Origin of the sequence: Nocardia sp. NPDC005978 (assembly GCF_040614455.1) — a bacterium.
In the GTDB taxonomy this organism is placed as follows: Bacteria; Actinomycetota; Actinomycetes; order Mycobacteriales; family Mycobacteriaceae; genus Nocardia.
In genome coordinates this window covers 1-17,883 of record NZ_JBEXUS010000148.1, presented here as the reverse complement: position 1 = coordinate 17,883, position 17,883 = coordinate 1, and the positions used below count along the sequence as shown (strand labels likewise).

At 69.4% G+C, this 17,883-nt stretch carries 17 protein-coding genes; 15 read left to right on the top strand and 2 right to left on the bottom strand.

Annotation, left to right across the window (positions count from 1 at the left end):
• Positions 1-254: 254 nt before the first annotated feature.
• From ABZ319_RS36915 to ABZ319_RS36900, 4 genes are all read left to right on the top strand, one after another.
• Positions 255-1,481, top strand: a complete 1,227-nt coding sequence (locus ABZ319_RS36915) for a YncE family protein (RefSeq protein WP_354991219.1) — start codon at positions 255-257, stop codon at positions 1,479-1,481.
• 160 nt (positions 1,482-1,641) lie between these two features.
• Positions 1,642-3,282: an acyl-CoA carboxylase subunit beta gene (locus ABZ319_RS36910; protein WP_354991218.1), complete on the top strand. Its 1,641-nt coding sequence runs from the start codon at positions 1,642-1,644 to the stop codon at positions 3,280-3,282.
• A gap of 230 nt (positions 3,283-3,512) precedes the next feature.
• Positions 3,513-3,824 (top strand): acyl-CoA carboxylase epsilon subunit, encoded by a 312-nt coding sequence (locus tag ABZ319_RS36905; protein WP_354991221.1) that lies wholly within the window; start codon positions 3,513-3,515, stop codon positions 3,822-3,824.
• Between the two features lie 5 nt (positions 3,825-3,829).
• Positions 3,830-4,465, top strand: a complete 636-nt coding sequence (locus ABZ319_RS36900; protein ID WP_354991217.1) for a nucleoside triphosphate pyrophosphatase — start codon at positions 3,830-3,832, stop codon at positions 4,463-4,465.
• On the opposite strand, the gene ABZ319_RS36895 is transcribed toward ABZ319_RS36900, so the two are convergent.
• Complete coding sequence (locus ABZ319_RS36895; protein WP_354991216.1) at positions 4,391-5,065, bottom strand: transcriptional regulator; 675 nt, start codon at positions 5,063-5,065, stop codon at positions 4,391-4,393. The two genes, ABZ319_RS36900 and ABZ319_RS36895, sit on opposite strands and share 75 nt — an antisense overlap.
• Positions 5,066-5,329: 264 nt before the next feature.
• Between ABZ319_RS36895 and ABZ319_RS36890 the strand changes: the two genes are divergently transcribed.
• From ABZ319_RS36890 to ABZ319_RS36870, 5 genes are all read left to right on the top strand, one after another.
• Positions 5,330-6,211, top strand: coding sequence for a sulfurtransferase (locus ABZ319_RS36890; RefSeq protein WP_354991215.1), 882 nt, complete (start codon positions 5,330-5,332; stop codon positions 6,209-6,211).
• Positions 6,212-6,400: 189 nt separating this feature from the next.
• Positions 6,401-8,194: an acetyl/propionyl/methylcrotonyl-CoA carboxylase subunit alpha gene (locus tag ABZ319_RS36885; protein ID WP_354991214.1), complete on the top strand. Its 1,794-nt coding sequence runs from the start codon at positions 6,401-6,403 to the stop codon at positions 8,192-8,194.
• A 136-nt stretch (positions 8,195-8,330) separates the two neighbouring features.
• The gene (locus ABZ319_RS36880) at positions 8,331-8,732 is read left to right on the top strand and encodes a DUF1707 domain-containing protein (RefSeq protein ID WP_354991213.1); all 402 of its coding nucleotides are present in this window, start codon (positions 8,331-8,333) and stop codon (positions 8,730-8,732) included.
• Positions 8,732-9,097, top strand: coding sequence for a hypothetical protein (locus ABZ319_RS36875; RefSeq protein WP_354991212.1), 366 nt, complete (start codon positions 8,732-8,734; stop codon positions 9,095-9,097). The genes ABZ319_RS36880 and ABZ319_RS36875 overlap by 1 nt, the downstream gene beginning before the upstream one ends.
• 1,091 nt (positions 9,098-10,188) lie before the next feature.
• Complete coding sequence (locus tag ABZ319_RS36870; protein WP_354991211.1) at positions 10,189-10,992, top strand: biotin--[acetyl-CoA-carboxylase] ligase; 804 nt, start codon at positions 10,189-10,191, stop codon at positions 10,990-10,992.
• Positions 10,993-11,090: 98 nt separating this feature from the next.
• Here ABZ319_RS36870 and ABZ319_RS36865 read toward each other — a convergent pair whose 3' ends face one another.
• Positions 11,091-12,044: an acyl-ACP desaturase gene (locus ABZ319_RS36865; RefSeq protein ID WP_354991210.1), complete on the bottom strand. Its 954-nt coding sequence runs from the start codon at positions 12,042-12,044 to the stop codon at positions 11,091-11,093.
• Between the two features lie 199 nt (positions 12,045-12,243).
• Here ABZ319_RS36865 and ABZ319_RS36860 point away from each other — a divergent pair, with 199 nt between their 5' ends.
• The 6 genes from ABZ319_RS36860 (at position 12,244) to ABZ319_RS36835 (ending at position 17,585) form a co-directional block, all read left to right on the top strand.
• Positions 12,244-12,789: a PH domain-containing protein gene (locus ABZ319_RS36860; protein ID WP_354991209.1), complete on the top strand. Its 546-nt coding sequence runs from the start codon at positions 12,244-12,246 to the stop codon at positions 12,787-12,789.
• A 10-nt stretch (positions 12,790-12,799) separates the two neighbouring features.
• A complete protein-coding gene (locus ABZ319_RS36855) occupies positions 12,800-13,477 on the top strand; it encodes a response regulator transcription factor (RefSeq protein ID WP_297614539.1) in 678 nt (225 codons plus the stop codon).
• A gap of 107 nt (positions 13,478-13,584) precedes the next feature.
• Positions 13,585-14,904 (top strand): HAMP domain-containing sensor histidine kinase, encoded by a 1,320-nt coding sequence (locus ABZ319_RS36850; RefSeq protein ID WP_354991208.1) that lies wholly within the window; start codon positions 13,585-13,587, stop codon positions 14,902-14,904.
• Positions 14,905-15,023: 119 nt separating this feature from the next.
• On the top strand, positions 15,024-15,452 hold the full coding sequence (locus ABZ319_RS36845) for a hypothetical protein (RefSeq protein WP_354991207.1): 429 nt from the start codon (positions 15,024-15,026) through the stop codon (positions 15,450-15,452).
• A gap of 37 nt (positions 15,453-15,489) precedes the next feature.
• Positions 15,490-16,191, top strand: a complete 702-nt coding sequence (locus ABZ319_RS36840) for a response regulator transcription factor (protein WP_354991220.1) — start codon at positions 15,490-15,492, stop codon at positions 16,189-16,191.
• Between the two features lie 104 nt (positions 16,192-16,295).
• Positions 16,296-17,585 (top strand): HAMP domain-containing sensor histidine kinase, encoded by a 1,290-nt coding sequence (locus ABZ319_RS36835; protein ID WP_354991206.1) that lies wholly within the window; start codon positions 16,296-16,298, stop codon positions 17,583-17,585.
• Positions 17,586-17,883: the final 298 nt, after the last annotated feature.

Sequence of the window (17,883 nt, the reverse complement as noted above, 5' to 3'; positions counted from 1 at the left end):
CCGATCGCGCTCGCACGATCGGCTCGGGCCCGAGTGGCTCGCCCTTGTACCGCACGAGCCGGAGAATTGCCGTGCGCCGCGGGACGCCCGGCGCGGACGGCTCCCCGCGCAGGGTTCGCCCCGCGCGGGGCCGTACACCGTAATCCCGCGTACCACCCGGTACTCCGGGCAACACCCGGCGAAATCCCTTGTGCCCTCCTAGAATTACCGGGCATGTCAGTCCGCCGTCATGTCGGTGTGACACCGTGCGCCACGTGATCGCGCATCGTGTACGCCCGCTGCTGGCCGCCGCGTTGCTCGCGCTGGCCGGTTGCTCCGGTGACGGCGGCATCGACGGGCCCGGAACCGGCACCGCCGGAACAACTTCCGCCCCGACAGTCACCGCACCCGCGAGCACGAGCGCCGCCGCGCCCACCACCACCACCGCGTCCGCCCAGCACCTCCTGCCGGGCATGCCCGCGCCGCTCTCGGCGACCGACGTGTACGCCGCCACCCGCGAACTCGATCCGACCGTGCTGGGCCACCTGCCGCGCGTCTACGTGCCCAACAGCGAGTCGCACACCATCACCGTCATCGACCCCGCCACCTTCCGGGTCGTGGACTCCTACCCGTCCGGCGGCATCGAACCGCAGCACGTCGTGCCCTCCTACGACCTGCAGACGCTCTACGCCAACAACGATCTCCCGATCGGCGGCGGCAGCCTGCTGCCCATCGACCCGCGCACCGGCGAACCCGGCACGCCGATCCCGGTCCGCGATCCGTACAACATGTACTTCACCCCGGACGGCCGCTACGCGCTCGTGGTGGCCGAGGCCGACCGGTCCCTGGACTTCTACGATCCGCACACCTGGCAGCTCTCGCACGCCATCGCCGTCCCCGACTGCGGCGGGGTGAACCACATGGACTTCACCGCCGACGGCCGCACCGCCCTGGTGAGCTGTGAGTTCAGCGGGCGCATGGCGGTGGTGGACATCGCCGGGATGCGCCTGGTCCGCATGATCGACCTGCCGCAGGGCCGCTCGGGCAAGCCGCAGGACGTCAAACTCTCCCCGGACGGGCGCACCTTCTACGTCGCGGACATGATCGCCAACGGCATCTACGTCTTCGATGCCGCGACCTTCGAGAACACCGCCTTCGTGCCGACCGGGCACGGTGCGCACGGGCTCTACGTCACCCGCGACTCCCGGGCGATGCTCATCACCAACCGGCACGCGGGCTCGATCTCGGTGTGGGATTTCGCGGCGGGCGGGCTGGTGCGCACGTGGCAGCTGCCCGGCGGCGGCAGTCCGGATATGGGCAATCTCTCCGCCGACGGGCGCGTCTTCTGGGTGTCGGGGCGGCACCACGGCGAGGTCTACGCGATCGACGTGGTCGAGTGGAAGCTGTTGGCGCGCATACCCGTCGGGCGCGGCGCGCACGGACTCACGGTCTGGCCGCAGCCCGGCCGGTACTCGACGGGTCACACGGGGGTGATGCGCTGACGACTCCCGGGTATCGATATTTTTTCGGTGCGAGGCCCGCGAAGGCCGGGGAAATGGCTCCCCACCTGCGGGTTTCTACTGGCGTGCAGTCAATAACCGTACTCACGAGTAGCACCTACGGGATTAACAGACGGCACTGGTACTGGTTACACTCCCCGGCATGACGAGTGTCCAGCAGCAGCCTTCGCCGGGGTCGGCGGGCGCCCCAGATATCCACACGACCGCCGGGAAGCTGGCTGATCTGCGGAACAGGCTCGATGAAGCCCAGCATCCGATGGGTGAAGCCGCCGTCGACAAGGTCCACGCCAAGGGCAAGATGACCGCGCGCGAGCGCATCCTCGCCCTGCTCGACGAGGGTTCCTTCGTCGAGCTCGACGCGCTGGCCCGCCACCGCAGCGTCAATTTCGGCCTGGAGAACCAGCGTCCGCTCGGCGACGGCGTGGTGACCGGTTACGGCACCATCGACGGCCGCGACGTCTGCATCTTCTCCCAGGACGTCACCGTCTTCGGCGGCTCGCTCGGCGAGGTCTACGGCGAGAAGATCGTCAAGGTCATGGACCTGGCTCTCAAGACCGGCCGTCCGCTCGTCGGCATCAACGAGGGCGCGGGCGCGCGCATCCAGGAGGGCGTCGTCTCCCTGGGCCTCTACGGCGAGATCTTCCACCGCAACATCCAGGCCTCCGGCGTGATCCCGCAGATCTCGCTCATCATGGGCCCGGCCGCCGGCGGCCACGTGTACTCCCCGGCCCTGACCGACTTCGTCGTCATGGTCGACCAGACCTCGCAGATGTTCGTCACCGGACCCGACGTGATCAAGACCGTCACCGGTGAAGAGGTCACCATGGAGGAGCTGGGCGGCGCCCAGACCCACATGGTGAAGTCCGGTGTGGCGCACTACGTCGCCTCCGGCGAGCAGGACGCCCTGGACTACGTGAAGGACCTGCTGGGCTACCTGCCGAGCAACAACCGCGCCGAGGCCCCCCGCCACGCCGCCACCGACCCGATCGTCGGCGCCATCGAGGAATCCCTCACCGAGGACGACCTCGCGCTCGACACGATCATCCCGGACTCCCCGAACCAGCCGTACGACATGCACGAGGTCATTCGCTCCCTCGTGGACGACGACGAGTTCCTCGAGGTCCAGGCCGAGCGCGCGATGAACATCATCGTCGGCTTCGCCCGCATCGACGGCCGCAGCGTCGGCTTCGTGGCCAACCAGCCCTCGCAGTTCGCGGGCTGCCTGGACATCGACGCCTCGGAGAAGGCCGCGCGCTTCGTGCGCACCTGCGACGCCTTCAACATCCCGATCATCACCCTGGTGGACGTTCCGGGCTTCCTGCCGGGCACCGGGCAGGAATACAACGGCATCATCCGCCGCGGCGCCAAGCTCCTTTATGCCTACGGTGAGGCCACTGTGGGTAAGATCACAATCATTACCCGCAAGGCCTACGGTGGCGCCTACGACGTCATGGGTTCCAAGCACATGGGCGCCGATGTGAACCTGGCCTGGCCGACCGCCCAGATCGCTGTCATGGGCGCCTCCGGCGCGGTGGGCTTCGTCTACCGCAAGCAACTCAAGGACGCGGCCGCCGAGGGCGCCGACGTCGACGCGCTGCGCCTGGAACTTCAGAACGAATACGAGGACACCCTGGTCAACCCGTACGTGGCCGCCGAGCGCGGCTACGTCGACGCGGTCATCCCGCCCTCGCACACCCGCGGCCAGATCGTGTCGGCGCTGCGGCTACTCGAGCGCAAGATGGTGACCCTGCCGCCGAAGAAGCACGGCAACATTCCGCTCTGAATCGGCGATAACCGCGGTATGCGGCGCACACTGTGGACAGGGCCCCGGTACGGCTCGTGCCGTGGCCCTCGTACCGCGCAAGATCGCCCCATCCGAGCAAAGATGGTAGGAATCGTCCCTCGCCCCTCGGGGGACGTAACGAATACCGTTCGCGGATCCGAACAACCATCCGTGAACCCGCCGCGTTACCCGCGTGGCAATTGGACAGGAGGACTGGCGCTGTGACGACCATGGCTGACGAAGAAATACTGCGCGCCGCCGAACTGGATCTAGCCGTCGATGGATTGACGGAAGCGGTCGAAACGGCTGTGGCCGATGCCGAACCGTCGAGCACGGGTCCGATCGTTCAGGTTCTGAAGGGCAATCCCACCGATCTCGAACTGGCCGCCCTGGTCGCGGTCATCGCCGCCGCCGCGAGCGTGCCCGCCGGCTCCGGCGCGAGCGGCCCCCTGGACGCTTGGGGGCGTCCCACCCTGCTGCATCGCGGCTCCTCGCCGTTCTCCCCGTACGCCTTCCCGGCGCTGTCGCACCTGCGCGACTGAACTCGGTGACGACCTTCGTACTGGCGTCACAATCCCCGGCCCGGCTCGGCGTCCTGCGCACCGCGGGCGTCGAACCGGTGGTGCGGGTGTCGAACGTGGACGAGGACGCGGTGGCCGCGGCGCTGCCGCCCGGCACCGCACCCGACCGGGTGGTCATCGAACTGGCCCGGGCCAAGGCGCTCGACATCGCCGCCGGGATCGGCGGCGAATTCCCCGATTCCGTTGTGGTGGGCTGTGATTCGATGCTGCTCGTGGACGGCGAGCTGCAGGGCAAACCACTCACCCCCGAGGTGGCGCGCAAACGCTGGGCCGTGATGGCCGGGCGCAGCGCCGACCTGCTCACCGGCCACTGCGTACTGCGCCTGCGCGACGGCGAGATCGTCGGCGAGGCCGCCGACTGCAGCACCACGACGGTGCACTTCGCCGAACCCGATCCTGCCGAGCTGGAGACCTACATCGCCACCGGCGAGCCACTGCAGGTGGCCGGGGCCTTCACCCTCGACGGCCGCGGCGGCTGGTTCGTCGAGCGCATCGAGGGCGACCCCTCCAGCGTGATCGGTATCGGTCTACCGCTGGTTCGTCGACTGCTTGCCCAGGTGGGGGTCGGTGCTACGGAGCTGTGGAGCGACCCGGTTCGCTGATGGCGCTATCCGCGGTTCCTCCCCGGCCTCGCCGTTCACCCCGGGCACGCCCTCGGCCGCCCGGGCCTTGATCAGCTCCAGCCGCGTCACGCACAGCTCCGGTTCGACGAACGGGTGCAGCCGTACTGTGACGGTGTCGCGGGCGCCGTTGTGGTCCAGCACTTCCCGGATGAGTCCCAGATGGACGCCGCACACCACTTCGGAATGGGTGCGGGCCAATTCGCGCAGCGGGCACGCGGTGAGCCGGATGAGCGACTGCTCCTCGGTCTCGTCGGCGTGGTCGCGTTCGGGCGCGAATCCGAGTTCGGAGGCGACCGTGATGGTCAGATCGCGCGCGTCCTCGAGAGTTTCGATGGGCTGATCCACCGATTCCAATTTCGAACCCCACGCGCGCCCGGCCGCAATGGCGGCGTCCGAGCGCCTGCGCGGATCGCTGCCGAGCTGATCGGCCAGGACCTGCGCCAATTCCTGATAACCCACCGATCGCTGCACGGCGGTATAGCCGATGCGCGGGCGGCCGCGGCCGCGTGGGGGCTGCTGGAATTGACGGACCAGCGATTCACGCGTGAGGACGTCCAAATGGAAACGAACCGTAGTCACATGTTGGCCGGTGACTCGCGCGAGTTCCTGCGCGTCGAGAGGCTCGCTGGCGCCACGTAGGATCGCGAGCAGTCGTCGTCGCGGCCAAGAATCGGACATAGCTCACCCCTCCTCCCGGGAGACTTTATCGGATGAAGCTGCGCTTAATTCGCCCAATCACCCGATTCGTGATCTGAAACGAGTTTCGTTACCGCCACACGCCTACGATCGTTGTCGAGATTCCAACCGTCGATACCCAATCCACCACGCGTGAAGGAACACATCGTGCCCGTTGCTTCGGATCCGCATCCATCGTTCGGCTCCTACGCACATCCTCACCGACTAGTAACCACAGAATGGCTGTCGGCAAACATCGGCGCGCCGGGGATCAAGATCGTGGAGTCCAACGAAGACATATTGCTATACGACATCGGGCATGTCCCGGGCGCCATCAAGATCGATTGGCGAACCGAGCTCATCGACGGCCGCACCCGCGATGTGGTCGACGGTGAAACCTTCGCCGCGCTGATGCGCGCCAAGGGCATCGGCCGGGACGACACCGTCGTTCTCTACGGCGATCGGGCCAACGGCACCGCGGCCGCCGCCCTGTGGGTGTTCGCCCTCTTCGGACACGAGGACGTGCGCCTGCTGGACGGCGGGCGCGACGCCTGGATCTCCGAATCCCGTGACGTCACCTTCGACGTGCCCTACCCGATCCACGGCGAATACCCGGTGGTGGACCGGGACGACAAGCACGCCCGCGCCTTCCGTGCCGATGTCATCGCCCACCTCGGCGGCCCGCTCATCGACGCCCGCGTGGCCGAGGAGTACACCGGCGAGCTCGTCATCCTGGACCGTCCCGAGGAGCAGGCCCTGCGGGTCGGCCACATCCCGACCGCGGTGAGCATCCCGTGGAGCGCCTCGATCGCACCGGATTCTCGATTCCGCTCCCGCGCGGAGCTCGATGTCATCTACGGTGAGGTGTCCGCGGGCACCGCCCCCATGGTGTACTCCCGTATCGGCCGCTGGTCCGCCCTAACCTGGTTCGTCCTCACCTACCTCGTCGGTGTTGAAGGCGTCCGCAATTACGACGGCTCCTGGACCGAATGGGCCAACGCCGTGGGCGCGCCAATCGTCACCGGTGAAGACCCGGGCACGGTTGTCTGACTCACGCCGGCCCGGCCTAACGCTCGACCGAGCCGCTCCGATGTAGGGGCGACGCTCGCGAGAGGGTTGTAGAGTGTCGCACCTGTCACTCTCAGGGCCTACCCATGGGTAGCCCTAGCCGGGTTCGGCAGTTGTTGGCACACTGCCTACACTCGCCCAAGACGAAGTTTTCACAGCACAGGAGGCTCAGTGCCCAGCCATGCCAACGCGCAGATCACAAAGGTCCTCGTAGCCAATCGAGGCGAGATCGCCGTGCGCGTGATCCGGGCCGCCAAGGACGCCGGAATCGCCAGTGTCGCGGTCTACGCGGAACCGGACGCCGACGCGCCCTTCGTGAAGCTCGCTGATGAAGCCTTCGCGCTCGGTGGTCAGACTTCCGCCGAGTCGTACCTGGTGTTCGACAAGATCCTGGACGCCGCCGCCAAGGCCGGCGCCGACGCGATCCACCCGGGTTACGGCTTTCTCTCCGAGAACGCCGACTTCGCGCAGGCCGTGATCGACGCCAATCTGATCTGGATCGGCCCGTCGCCGCAGTCCATTCGCGACCTGGGTGACAAGGTCACCGCGCGCCACATCGCCGAGCGCGCCAAGGCGCCGATGGCGGCGGGCACCAAGGACCCGGTCAAGGGCGCCGACGAGGTCGTCGCGTTCGCCAAGGAGTTCGGTGTCCCGGTCGCGATCAAGGCCGCCTTCGGTGGCGGCGGTCGCGGCATGAAGGTCGCGCAGACCATCGAGGAGATTCCGGAGCTGTTCGAGTCCGCCACCCGCGAGGCCATCGCCGCCTTCGGTCGCGGCGAATGCTTCGTGGAGCAGTACCTCGACAAGGCCCGCCACGTCGAGGCCCAGGTCCTGGCCGACAAGCACGGCAACGTCATCGTCGTCGGCACCCGCGACTGCTCGCTGCAGCGCCGCTTCCAGAAGCTCGTCGAGGAGGCCCCCGCGCCGTTCCTCTCGGACGAGGTGCGCGGCAAGATCCACGCCTCGGCCAAGTCCATCTGCAAGGAAGCCGAGTACTACGGCGCCGGCACCGTGGAGTACCTGGTGCAGGGCGAGACCGTCTCCTTCCTCGAGGTGAACACCCGCCTGCAGGTCGAGCACCCGGTCACCGAGGAGACCGCCGGTATCGACCTGGTGCGTCAGCAGTTCCGCATCGCCGAGGGCCACGAGCTCGAGCTGAAGGAAGATCCCACCCCGCGTGGCCACTCCTTCGAGTTCCGCATCAACGGTGAGGACGCGGGCCGCAACTTCATGCCCGCCCCCGGCCCGGTCGTCGTGTACTCCGAGCCCGCGGGCCCGGGTGTGCGCGTGGACTCCGGCGTGGTCGAGGGCTCGGTCATCGGCGGCCAGTTCGACTCCATGCTGGCCAAGCTGATCGTCACCGGCGAGACCCGCGAGCAGGCGCTGCAGCGTTCGGCGCGCGCGCTGGCCGAGTACAAGATCGAGGGCCTGGCCACCGTGCTGCCCTTCCACCGCCACATCGTCGAGAACCCCGCGTTCATCGGCGACGGCACCAAGTTCGACGTCTACACCAAGTGGATCGAGAACGACTGGGAGAACCCGATCGAGCCGTACACCGGTGGTGTGCCGATCGAGGACGAGGACGAGGCGCCCCGCCAGAAGGTGGTCGTCGAGGTCGGCGGCCGTCGTCTCGAGGTCTCGCTGCCGGGTCAGTTCTCCGTCGGTTCCGCTCCGGCCGCCAACGGCGCGGGTGTGGTGCGCAAGAAGCCGAAGCCGCGCAAGCGCGGTGGCGCGGGCGGCGCGGGCGCGTCCGGTGACTCGGTCACCGCGCCCATGCAGGGCACCGTCGTCAAGGTCGCGGTCGAAGAGGGCCAGACCGTCGAGGTCGGCGATCTGGTCGTGGTGCTCGAGGCCATGAAGATGGAGAACCCGGTGACCGCGCACAAGGCCGGTGTCATCACCGGTCTGTCGGTGGAGGCGGGCGCCGCCATCACCCAGGGCACCGTGCTGGCCGAGATCAAGTGAGCTGAGCCGGCTGTGAGCTAGGCAGCCAACGGCTTTCCGGCGGGGGTCGCGCACCTGGGGTGTGCGGCCCCCGTCGTATGTCCGAGTACGTTCCGCGGCGGACGTGGCGGTGTTCGCGCCGCGCTAAGGTCGGGTTATGGGCGAACTGCCGGAGATTCGTATCGGTACCGCGGAGCGGGAGGACGCGCTGCGTCGCCTGTCCGATCATTTCGCGGCGGGGCGATTGAGTGTCGCCGAATTCGACGAGCGCAGTGGGCAGGTCGCGGCGGCGGTGACGCGCGGGGATCTGGTGCCGATGTTCGCGGATCTGCCCGAGCCGGTGGAGACGGCGAAGGCCGTTCCGGCGCAGCGGGAGCCGAGGTTCGGGACGTACTGGCCCGAGCGGATCGGACCGGCTCTGCCGATTCTGGCGCTGATCCTGTTCCTGGTGACGCATCAGTGGTGGGTGCTGCTGCTGATTCCACTGGCGGGCGTGCTGTTCGGGCAGAGCAAACGAGAACGTAAGCGACGCAATCGGGAACGAAGGAACAGGGGCTGATGGAACCGATCGAGATCAACGCGGGCGGCTGGTATCTGCGGGCCATGCGCGCCGACGAGCGGATCGACGATCGGCCCGCGCTGGCCGACGGCGGGATCACCGATCCCGGGTATGTGGCCCGGCGTGCCGCGGAATGGGATGCGGAGACGCATTTCTCGTGGGCGGTGTGCGTGCCCACGACCGCGGAGCTGGTGGCCGAGATCGGTGTGACGCCGGGCTCGGACGGAACCGCCGCGGTCGGCGGCTGGGCGCGGACCGGGTACGAGGACGCGCTCGCGGACGGCCTGGAGTCGGTGCGCCGTTTCGTCGCGGGCGCGCTCGGACTCGACCCGGTCGACGTCGCGTGGGATGCGCCCGCGCGCTGACCCGGCCTGCCCCGCTGTCCGGTCCGGACGATCCGACGCCCCAATTTCCTCGCCCTCACCAGCGTGAACGGCTCTCCGGGGCCGATATTCGCTCGTGCTCGCCCCCGTGTCCAGGGGACCCTGGATGTGCCTCCGAACAACGGAGAAAGGGGTGGGGCACATGTGGAGCTGGGACGAACATCAATCGATCAGGGCGACCGCGGCGGCCTGGACGCCGTGGCGGACAACGCCACCCGAGCCGACCGTCACCGACCCGGACTACCGGAGCGAGGGCTCGACCCTGAGCCCGCGGGCCGCCGGTCCGCGGCCGCCGGGCCCGGAGCAGCCGAGTGACATGGGGGCGATCGAGCCCGCGGGTGACGCGGAGTGGCCGGGCGATATGCCGGTGGGCGACATCGCGGGTCGCGGGGATCGGCCGTGCGACCCGCGAACGGGCCTCGAGCCCATTGGCCGTGGGGACCTGCCGGCGAACGCGGTGCGGCGGGGCGCCGTATCGGGTTCCCGTCGCGCCGTACCGCATTCGGGTGGAGCCCGGCCGCGTTCGGCCGGTGCGGCACGGCGTCCGGCGACCAACGGGGCCCGGCCCGGCAGCCGCGACAGTGACGATGGCGCACCCGCCGGTGACGGCGGGTGCGCCATCCGCGCGAACACGCCGATGCGGGCGGCGGCTGGCTGACATGCGGGCGGACGGGGCGCGGCGGGGCTCTGCCGTATCGGGTTCCCTGCGCGCCGCATTCGAGTGGAGCGCGGCAGCATCCGGCGGCCACCGGATCGTGCGGCCGCGACAGTGATGGCGCATCCGTCGGTGACGGTGGGCAGGTCGGCCGCGCGAACACGCCGGTGCGAGTGCGAGGGGCGGCCGACTGACGTGCGGGCGGACGGAGCGCGGCGGGAATCTGCCGGATCGGGTTCCCGTCGCGCCGCATTCGAGTGGAGCGCGGCAGCATCCGGCTGCCACCGGATCATGCGGCCGAGACCGGGACGATGGCGCATCCGCCGGTGACGGTGGGCGGGCCATCCGCGCGAACACGCCGGTGCGGACCCCGGCCGCGGCCGGCAACGTGCGGGCGGGCACGGGGTAGCCTGCCCTGATGAACAGGGCACCCCTGGATGTGACCAGGCTGCGGCGCGAGCTGCTCGAGACACCGGCGACGCGCTTCTTCCACGAGACCGACGTGGTGGAATCGACCGGTTCGACCAACGCGGATCTGGTTGCGCGCGCGGCGGATTCGACTGCGGATCGGCTGGTGCTGCTGGCCGAGGCGCAGGAGCGCGGGCGGGGTAGGCACGATCGGCAGTGGGTGGGGCCGCCGCGCGCGCAGCTGGCCATGTCGGTGCTGGTGCGGGTGCGGGGCATCGCCCCGGAACTGCTGGGCTGGCTGCCGCTGCTGACCGGTGTCGCGGTCGTGGACGCGGTGCGTTCGGCGACCGCGGTGAAGGCCGTTCTCAAATGGCCCAACGACGTTCTGGTCGAGGGACGCAAGTTGTCGGGCATTCTGGCCGAGATCGCCGCGGTGGGTCCCGATCCCGCGGTGGTGGTCGGCATCGGCCTGAACGCGAGCCTCACCGAGGCGGAACTGCCGGTGCCGCACGCGACGTCGCTGGCGCTGGCCGGTGCGCCCGAGCCGGTGGATCGCACCGCGGTGGCGGCGGCGATCCTGCGGGAGTTCGCCCGCCGGTTCGTCGCGTGGGAGGCCGCGGGCTGGGATATCGCCGAGCTGTCCGCGGACTATCGCGAACGCTGCTCGACCATCGGCGCGACGGTGCGCGCCGAGCTGCCGGGCGACGAGGTGCTGACCGGGGTGGCCACCGGCGTGGACGGGCACGGCCGTCTGCTGATCGGCGATCAGGCCGTCTCGGCGGGCGACGTCACCCATCTGCGCGCCGAATACTGAAGCCGCGGTGCGTGGTTCGTCCGTTTCGTAGTCCGCGCGAACGGTCGTGAAGTGAGCGGGGATCCTGGATCCCCGCTCGGTCCTCGTGCCGAACCCGTTCAGACCGTCTGCAACACCCCGCGTGCCGCCTCGCGGGCGAGCAGCCGATCGCGCTGCTCCTCGAACTTGAGGGTGTCGGCCTGCAGCTTCTCGACGTAGTCGGCCAGGATCTCGCGCGCTTTCTCCCCGCGCGGCCCGAAATCGTTGCGGTCGAAGATGTTCCAGTTCTTGAGCACCGGCTGCACGACCTCTTCCAGGTGCTGGCGCAGGTCGTAGATGCCGTGCTTGGCCATGAGCACGCCGTTGCGCCGGAAGTTCGGCATGCCCGCGCCGGGCATGACGAAGTTGGTGAGCACCTTGGTGATCGCCTCGAGCGCCTGATCCGGCACCAGGTCCAGCCCCGCGCCGCAGAGCGTGCGGTAGAAGATCATGTGCAGGTTCTCGTCGGCGGCGATGCGCTGCAGCATGCGGTCGGCGACGGCGTCGTCGCACACGCGGCCGGTGTTGCGGTGCGAGATGCGGGTCGCCAGCTCCTGGAAGGTCACGTAGGCGACGTTCTCCAGGAACCCGCCCCAATCGTCGGGCGACTGTGCGCCAGCGGTCATGTGGATCATGCGCGCCTCCTCCAGGGCCACCGGATCGACCGCCCGGGTGACGATGAGGTAGTCGCGCATGACGATGCCGTGCCGGTTCTCCTCGGCGGTCCAGCGGCCGACCCAGGTGCCCCAGGCGCCGTCCTGGGAGAAGTTCTCGGCGATCTCGCGGTGGTAGGAGGGCAGGTTGTCCTCGGTGAGCAGGTTGGTGACCATGGCGATCTTGGCGACCTCGCTGAGGGCGGACTGGCTCGGGTCCCAGTCCTGGCCGCCCATGGCGGCGAAATTGCGGCCCTGGTCCCACGGCACGTAGTCGTGCGGAAACCAGTCCTTGGCCATCGACAGGTGGCGGTTCAGATTCTGCTCCGCCACCGGTTCGAGTTCTCGCAGGATTTCCAGCTGGGTCAACTCTCGGGTCACACACGCCTCCTGTGTCATGCGCCGGTCAAAGGCCGGAGTTTTGTTGCGCGGGACAGCTCGACGATTCGAAGATTCGGAGAAAGCGGGCAGATCAAGGGCAGAACGTGGTCGCCGATGCTACGCGGATGCCGAACGATTGTGCTCCAGTGCGGCGTTCGGCGTGAAGCATTCTGACATCTCCGCGCGGTACGGTGCTCATATGGGTTATCCGGAGGAGGCGCTGGCGCCGGAGGAGCGACTGCTGCTGCATCGTCACCCGCATTGGAAGATGTTGTTCTGGCCCGCTGCGACTTTCATCCTGATCACCGCATTGGCCGGATTCGCTCTCGGTGTGTCCGCGCGCAACACCGAGGGCACGTTGCGGTCGGTGCTGCTGATCGGCATTCCGGTGGTGTGGCTGGTGATCGTGCTGTGGCGCGCCATCGGGCCGCTGATCCGTTGGAAGTCGACGCATTTCATCATTACCGACCGCCGAGTATTGATTCGGCAGGGCGTACTCACGCACACCGGAATCGACATTCCGCTCAATCGGATCTCCAATGTGCAGTTCCGGCACGGGCTCTTCGACCGGATGCTCGGCACCGGCACGCTGGTGATCGGGTCCGCGTCGGAGGATCCCCTGGAGTACGACGACATTCCGCGCGTACAGCAGGTGCACGCGCTGTTGTATCACCAAGTCTTCGATATCGCGCAAAATGATCCGCGCCACGGCGGCTACCACGGATCCCAGGGCGCTTACCCGTAGTCTTGGGTGCGTGACCGCTGTACTGCTGGCCGAAGACGACGAGGCCATTGCGGCGCCGCTGTCGCGAGCGCTCGGGCGTGAAGGCTATTCGGTGACCGTCGAGAGTTACGGTCCCGCCGTGCTGGAACGGGCGCTGGAAGGTGGCCATGACCTGCTGATCCTCGACCTCGGGCTACCCGGTATGGACGGTCTGGAGGTGTGCCGCCAGGTCCGTGCGCGCGGTGCGGACCTGGCCGTGCTCATGCTCACCGCTCGCACCGACGAGGTGGATTTCGTGGTCGGGCTGGACGCGGGCGCCGACGATTACGTCGGCAAGCCCTTCCGGCTCGCCGAGCTGCTGGCCCGGGTGCGAGCGCTGTTGCGGCGCAGCGGAATCGGTGACGAGACCGTCGAGGTGGGCGGTATCCGGCTGGAGCCGGCCGCACGCCGGGTACTGGTGAACGGGCTCGAGGTCAATCTCGCCAACAAGGAGTACGAACTGCTGAAGGTGCTCATCGACCGCGCCGGGCAGGTGGTTTCGCGGGAGACGATCCTGCGCGAGGTGTGGGGCGACGCCGATCTGCGCGGCTCCAAGACCCTGGACATGCACATGTCCTGGCTGCGTCGCAAGATCGGGGACGAGGGTCCGGTGGCCGAGCGGCGGATCGTGACCGTGCGCGGCGTAGGCTTCCGATTCAATACCGACTGACCGACCACGCTCACCGATCGCCCGTGTTGCCCACCGTGTTCGCGTCACTCGCCGCCCTGCTGTGGCATACCCCGTCCGCTGTGCGAACGAAGCGAGGCATATCGACGATGAGGCGCAGGATCCTGCTGTCCATGGTGGCCGCGCTCACCCTGACCACGCTGGTTCTCGGTGTGCCGCTGGCCTTCACGGCCTGGAAGTGGGTCGAGGACGTCGCGCGGCAGGAGTTGCGCAACCGGCTCGATCGCATCGCGGTGGAGGTGGTGGCGCAGGAGCGCGCCGACGGGCTGGTGCACGGCGCGCTGGATCTGCGGTCGGTGCGCCCGCTGATTCCGCCGGGCGGCCGGCTCACCATCGTGTATCCCACGCCGCAGGACAACGCGTCGCGCTTGGACATCGGTCCCGAGGTGGTGACCGATCCGCTGGCGGAGTCGCTGGCCATGGGTATCTCGGGGTCGCTGCGGCTGGAAACGCCTGCCGCGCCGATGCATTCGATGCAGCGGCAGGCGCTGGGCGCGGTGTTCGGGCTGGTGGTGATCTCCCTGGGCGCGGGCATCGCGGTGGCGGTGGTGACCGCGCGCCGGGTGGCCGATCCGCTGCGGGACGTGGCGGCGCGCGCGGCGCGGCTGGCGAAGGGCGATTTCCGCGCGGATCCGCGCCGGCACGGGATCACCGAACTCGACCGCGTGTCGGACGTTCTGGACTCGGCGACGGTGGAGATCGCGGGCCGGCTGCAACGCGAGCACGCCCTGGTCGCGGACGTCTCGCATCAGCTCCGGAGCCGGTTGACGGCGGTCCGGCTGCGGCTCGACGAACTCTCGACGCATCCGGATTCGGACGTGGTGCACGAGGCGGAAGAGGCCATGGCGCAGGTGGATCGGCTCACCGACGCCATCGACGAACTGGTGCGCGCCTCCCGCGACGAGGGCGCCGCGGATCGCGATCCGGTGCCGGTGGTCGCGGAATTGCGTGGCGTGGTGGCGGAATGGCGGCATCCGTTCGCCGAGGCGGGCCGCAAGCTCGTGCTGCTGGGCGATCCGACGTTGCGGGCCCCGATCACGAGTTCGCGGCTCAAGGAGGCGGTGACGGTGCTGATCGACAACGCGCTCATGCACGGCGGCGGCACCTGCACGGTGTCGGTGCGCACGGTGACCGGCGGTCGGGACGATCGCGATCCGCTGGTGTGCGTGGAGGTGGCCGACGAGGGCGACGGGGTTCGCGACGAGCTCGCGCCGCACATCTTCGACCGGGGTTTCTCCGCGGGCGGGTCGACCGGCGTGGGGCTGGCGCTGGCCCGGGCGCTCATCGAAGCGGACGGCGGCCGCATGGAACTGCAGCGCCGCCGGCCCGCGCTGTTCGCGGTGTTCCTCGGTTCGAATGCGGGTCTGGGCCGTCAGGCGGTCGCGGGTCCGGTGACCGAACCGCGTTGACGCGGCCCGGTTCTATCCGTTCTCTAACCATTCGCATGCCATCGCTGAGAAATCGCTCCATACCTTCGGACTCGTCCAGTGCAACGACGAACCATCGTCGACGAGTTGAAGGAGTGTTCATGCGGAAGTCCACTGTGCGCCGTAGCGCGATTGCCGGCGGCGTCGCGGGGGTCGCGCTGGTCGCGGCGCTGCTCGCCCCGGCCGTGGCGAACGCGGCCGAACCCGATCCCGCCGCGGTGACCGAGGCGACGTCCGAGGCCGCCGAGGTGTCCCGTCCGGGTGAGCGTTTCCCCGCGGAACCGGGCGAGAACGTGCTGATCACCAAGGACCGCGACGGCAATGTCACCGTGCACCGCGGCGATCTGTCGCAGCTGCCCCCGGGCGCGCTGCCCGCGCTGCCGACGTTCCCGAGCGAGGACGGCACGATCCTGGTGAGTCCGGACGGCGATCACGCCACCACCCGCGTGTACCCGGGCGATCGCGCGCCGGGCGACTGGGTTCCCGCGCGGCCGGTGCTGCCCGCGCCGTCCACCGGGAGCGCGGGCTGACCGGTCCGGCTCCGCTGAGTAGCGAGTTCGCGTCAGTATCGTCGATGCGGTGACGAGTCCGCTGATATTGGTCGTGGACGATGACGCCCGGGTGCTGGCGTCGGTGGCGCGGGGGCTGCGTGTGTCCGGTTTCGAGGTCGAGACCGCGACGGACGGGGCCGCCGCGCTGCAGCGCATCGCCGCCGGCGCCCCGCAGGCCATGGTGCTCGATCTGAACATGCCGCTGCTGGACGGCGTGCAGGTGGTGACGGCGCTGCGCTCGTTCGGCAACGACATTCCGATCTGCGTGCTGAGCGCGCGGTCGGAGGTCACCGATCGGATCGGCGCGCTCGAGGCCGGGGCCGACGACTATCTGACCAAGCCCTTCGATCTGGGTGAACTGGTGGCGCGTCTGCGCGCCATGCTGCGCCGCGCGCCCGCGCCCGCGCACGGTTCGGATCGCATCGTGGTGGGTCCGCTGGTGGTGCACCCGAGCGCGCGCCGGGTCTACGCCAACGACGTGCTGCTGGATCTGACCAAGCGCGAGTTCGATCTGCTGGCGGCGCTGGCCTCGGCCCCGGGCCAGGTCTTCACCCGCGCCCAGCTGCTGGATCGGGTGTGGGGCTACGACTTCGAGACCCAGACGAAGGTGGTCGACGTGTTCGTGTCCTATCTGCGCCGCAAGATCGAGGCGGCGGGCGCGCCCAGGCTCGTGCACACGGTGCGCGGGGTCGGGTTCGTGCTGCGGGCGGACGCGTGAGCGCGGGGGAGGGCGGCGCACCGGGCACCGGCGAGGGGGGCTCCTCCGGTGGACGCTCCGTCTTCGCGCGCGTCCGGAATGCCGTTTCCCTACATCAGTTTTCGTTGCGAACCCGTGTCGCGCTGGCGAGCGCCGCGACGGCCGCGGTGGTGGTGGCGATCATGAGCACGGTCCTGCTCGCGGTGGCGGGCAGTGACGCGCGCACCCAGGTGGGCACGGTCGTGAACGCGCTGGCGGTGACGCGGAACGAGGGGAGCGGACCGGACGGCGCGTCCCCGGCGGTTCCGACCGTGCCGAGTCACGGCGACAGGACCGTGCTCCCGACTCTGCCGGACGGTACGCAGGGCGTCCCCGCGGTCCCGCTCTCGGATACCGTTCCCTCCGAGTTGCTCGGTCCCGGAGCAGAATTCGCCCGTACCTTCCCGGTCGACGGCCGCACCGTGATGCTGGCCGTGCCACAGGCGGTGGCCGACGATTCGGCCACCAAACAGCGCACCCGCGTCATCGGCATCGGCTTGGCCGCCACCGCCCTGGCCGCCCTGCTCGGCTGGTATTTCGCTTCCCGCGCGGTGGCCCCGCTGCGCCGATTGACCGCCGCCACGGCCGGTCTCGGCGACCGCCTGAGCCTGGACGCCCCGCGTCACCCCGTGGCGAGCGAGACCACCGAGCTGACCGAGGCCATGAACACCATGCTGGCCCGGATCGCCGGCGAACGGCAGCACACCAGCGAAGCGCTGGTCACCGCACGGGATTTCGCCGCGACCGCCGCGCACGAGCTGCGCACGCCGCTGACCGCGATGCGCACGGATCTGCAGGTGTTGCGGTCGGTCGAGCTGCCCGCGGCCGAACGCGCGCAGATCCTGGACGAGGTGCTGGCGGGCCAGCGCGCCATCGAATCGACCCTGTATGCCCTGGAGCGCTTGGCCGTCGGCGATCTGACCACCGAATCCGATTGGGAGGACGTGGATCTGGGGCAGCTGGCGGACCAAGTGGTGGAGGACGCCCGGCGCGCACACCCCGGGGTGGAGATCGACGCCGACGGCGTGGAGTCGATTCGGCTGCACGGCCTGGCGGCCGGCCTGCGCTCGGTGCTGGAGAACGCGCTCGCCAACGCGGTCCGCCACGGCCCGGCCACCCGGGTCGAGGTCGCGGCGCACGCGGTGGGGGAGACCGTGACCCTGACGGTCGACGACAACGGCGCAGGGGTGCCCGCGCCCGACCGGGATCGCGTCTTCGAACGCTTCCAGCGCGCCGGGACCACCGCCCCCGGCAGCGGCCTGGGCCTGGCCCTGATAGCCCAGCAGGCCCGCCTGCACGGCGGTACGGCGGCGCTGACGGACAGCCCCCTGGGCGGAGCCCGCCTGACCCTCACACTGGCGCTGAATCGCCCCTGAGCCGGCAAGGCCGGGGCCGATTCGGCGTTCGAGGCACGCCTTCCCTCGCGCGAACCGGTGCCACAGCGGGCCTGCCTCTGGATTCGTGTGGCGGGCCTGCGTCCGGATTCGTGCGGCGAGCCCGGCCCCGGATTCGTACGGCGAGCCCGTCCCCGATTCGTACCTCGACCTCGGACCTCGGGCCGTCCCGATCCCCCCGAACGGCGAACGGCCCGCCCCCTGCGGGGCGGGGCGGGGCCGGGTTGTTTTTGTGCTTTGTTGGGGTTTTTTCTCTTTTTTTTTGTTCTGGTTGTAGGAT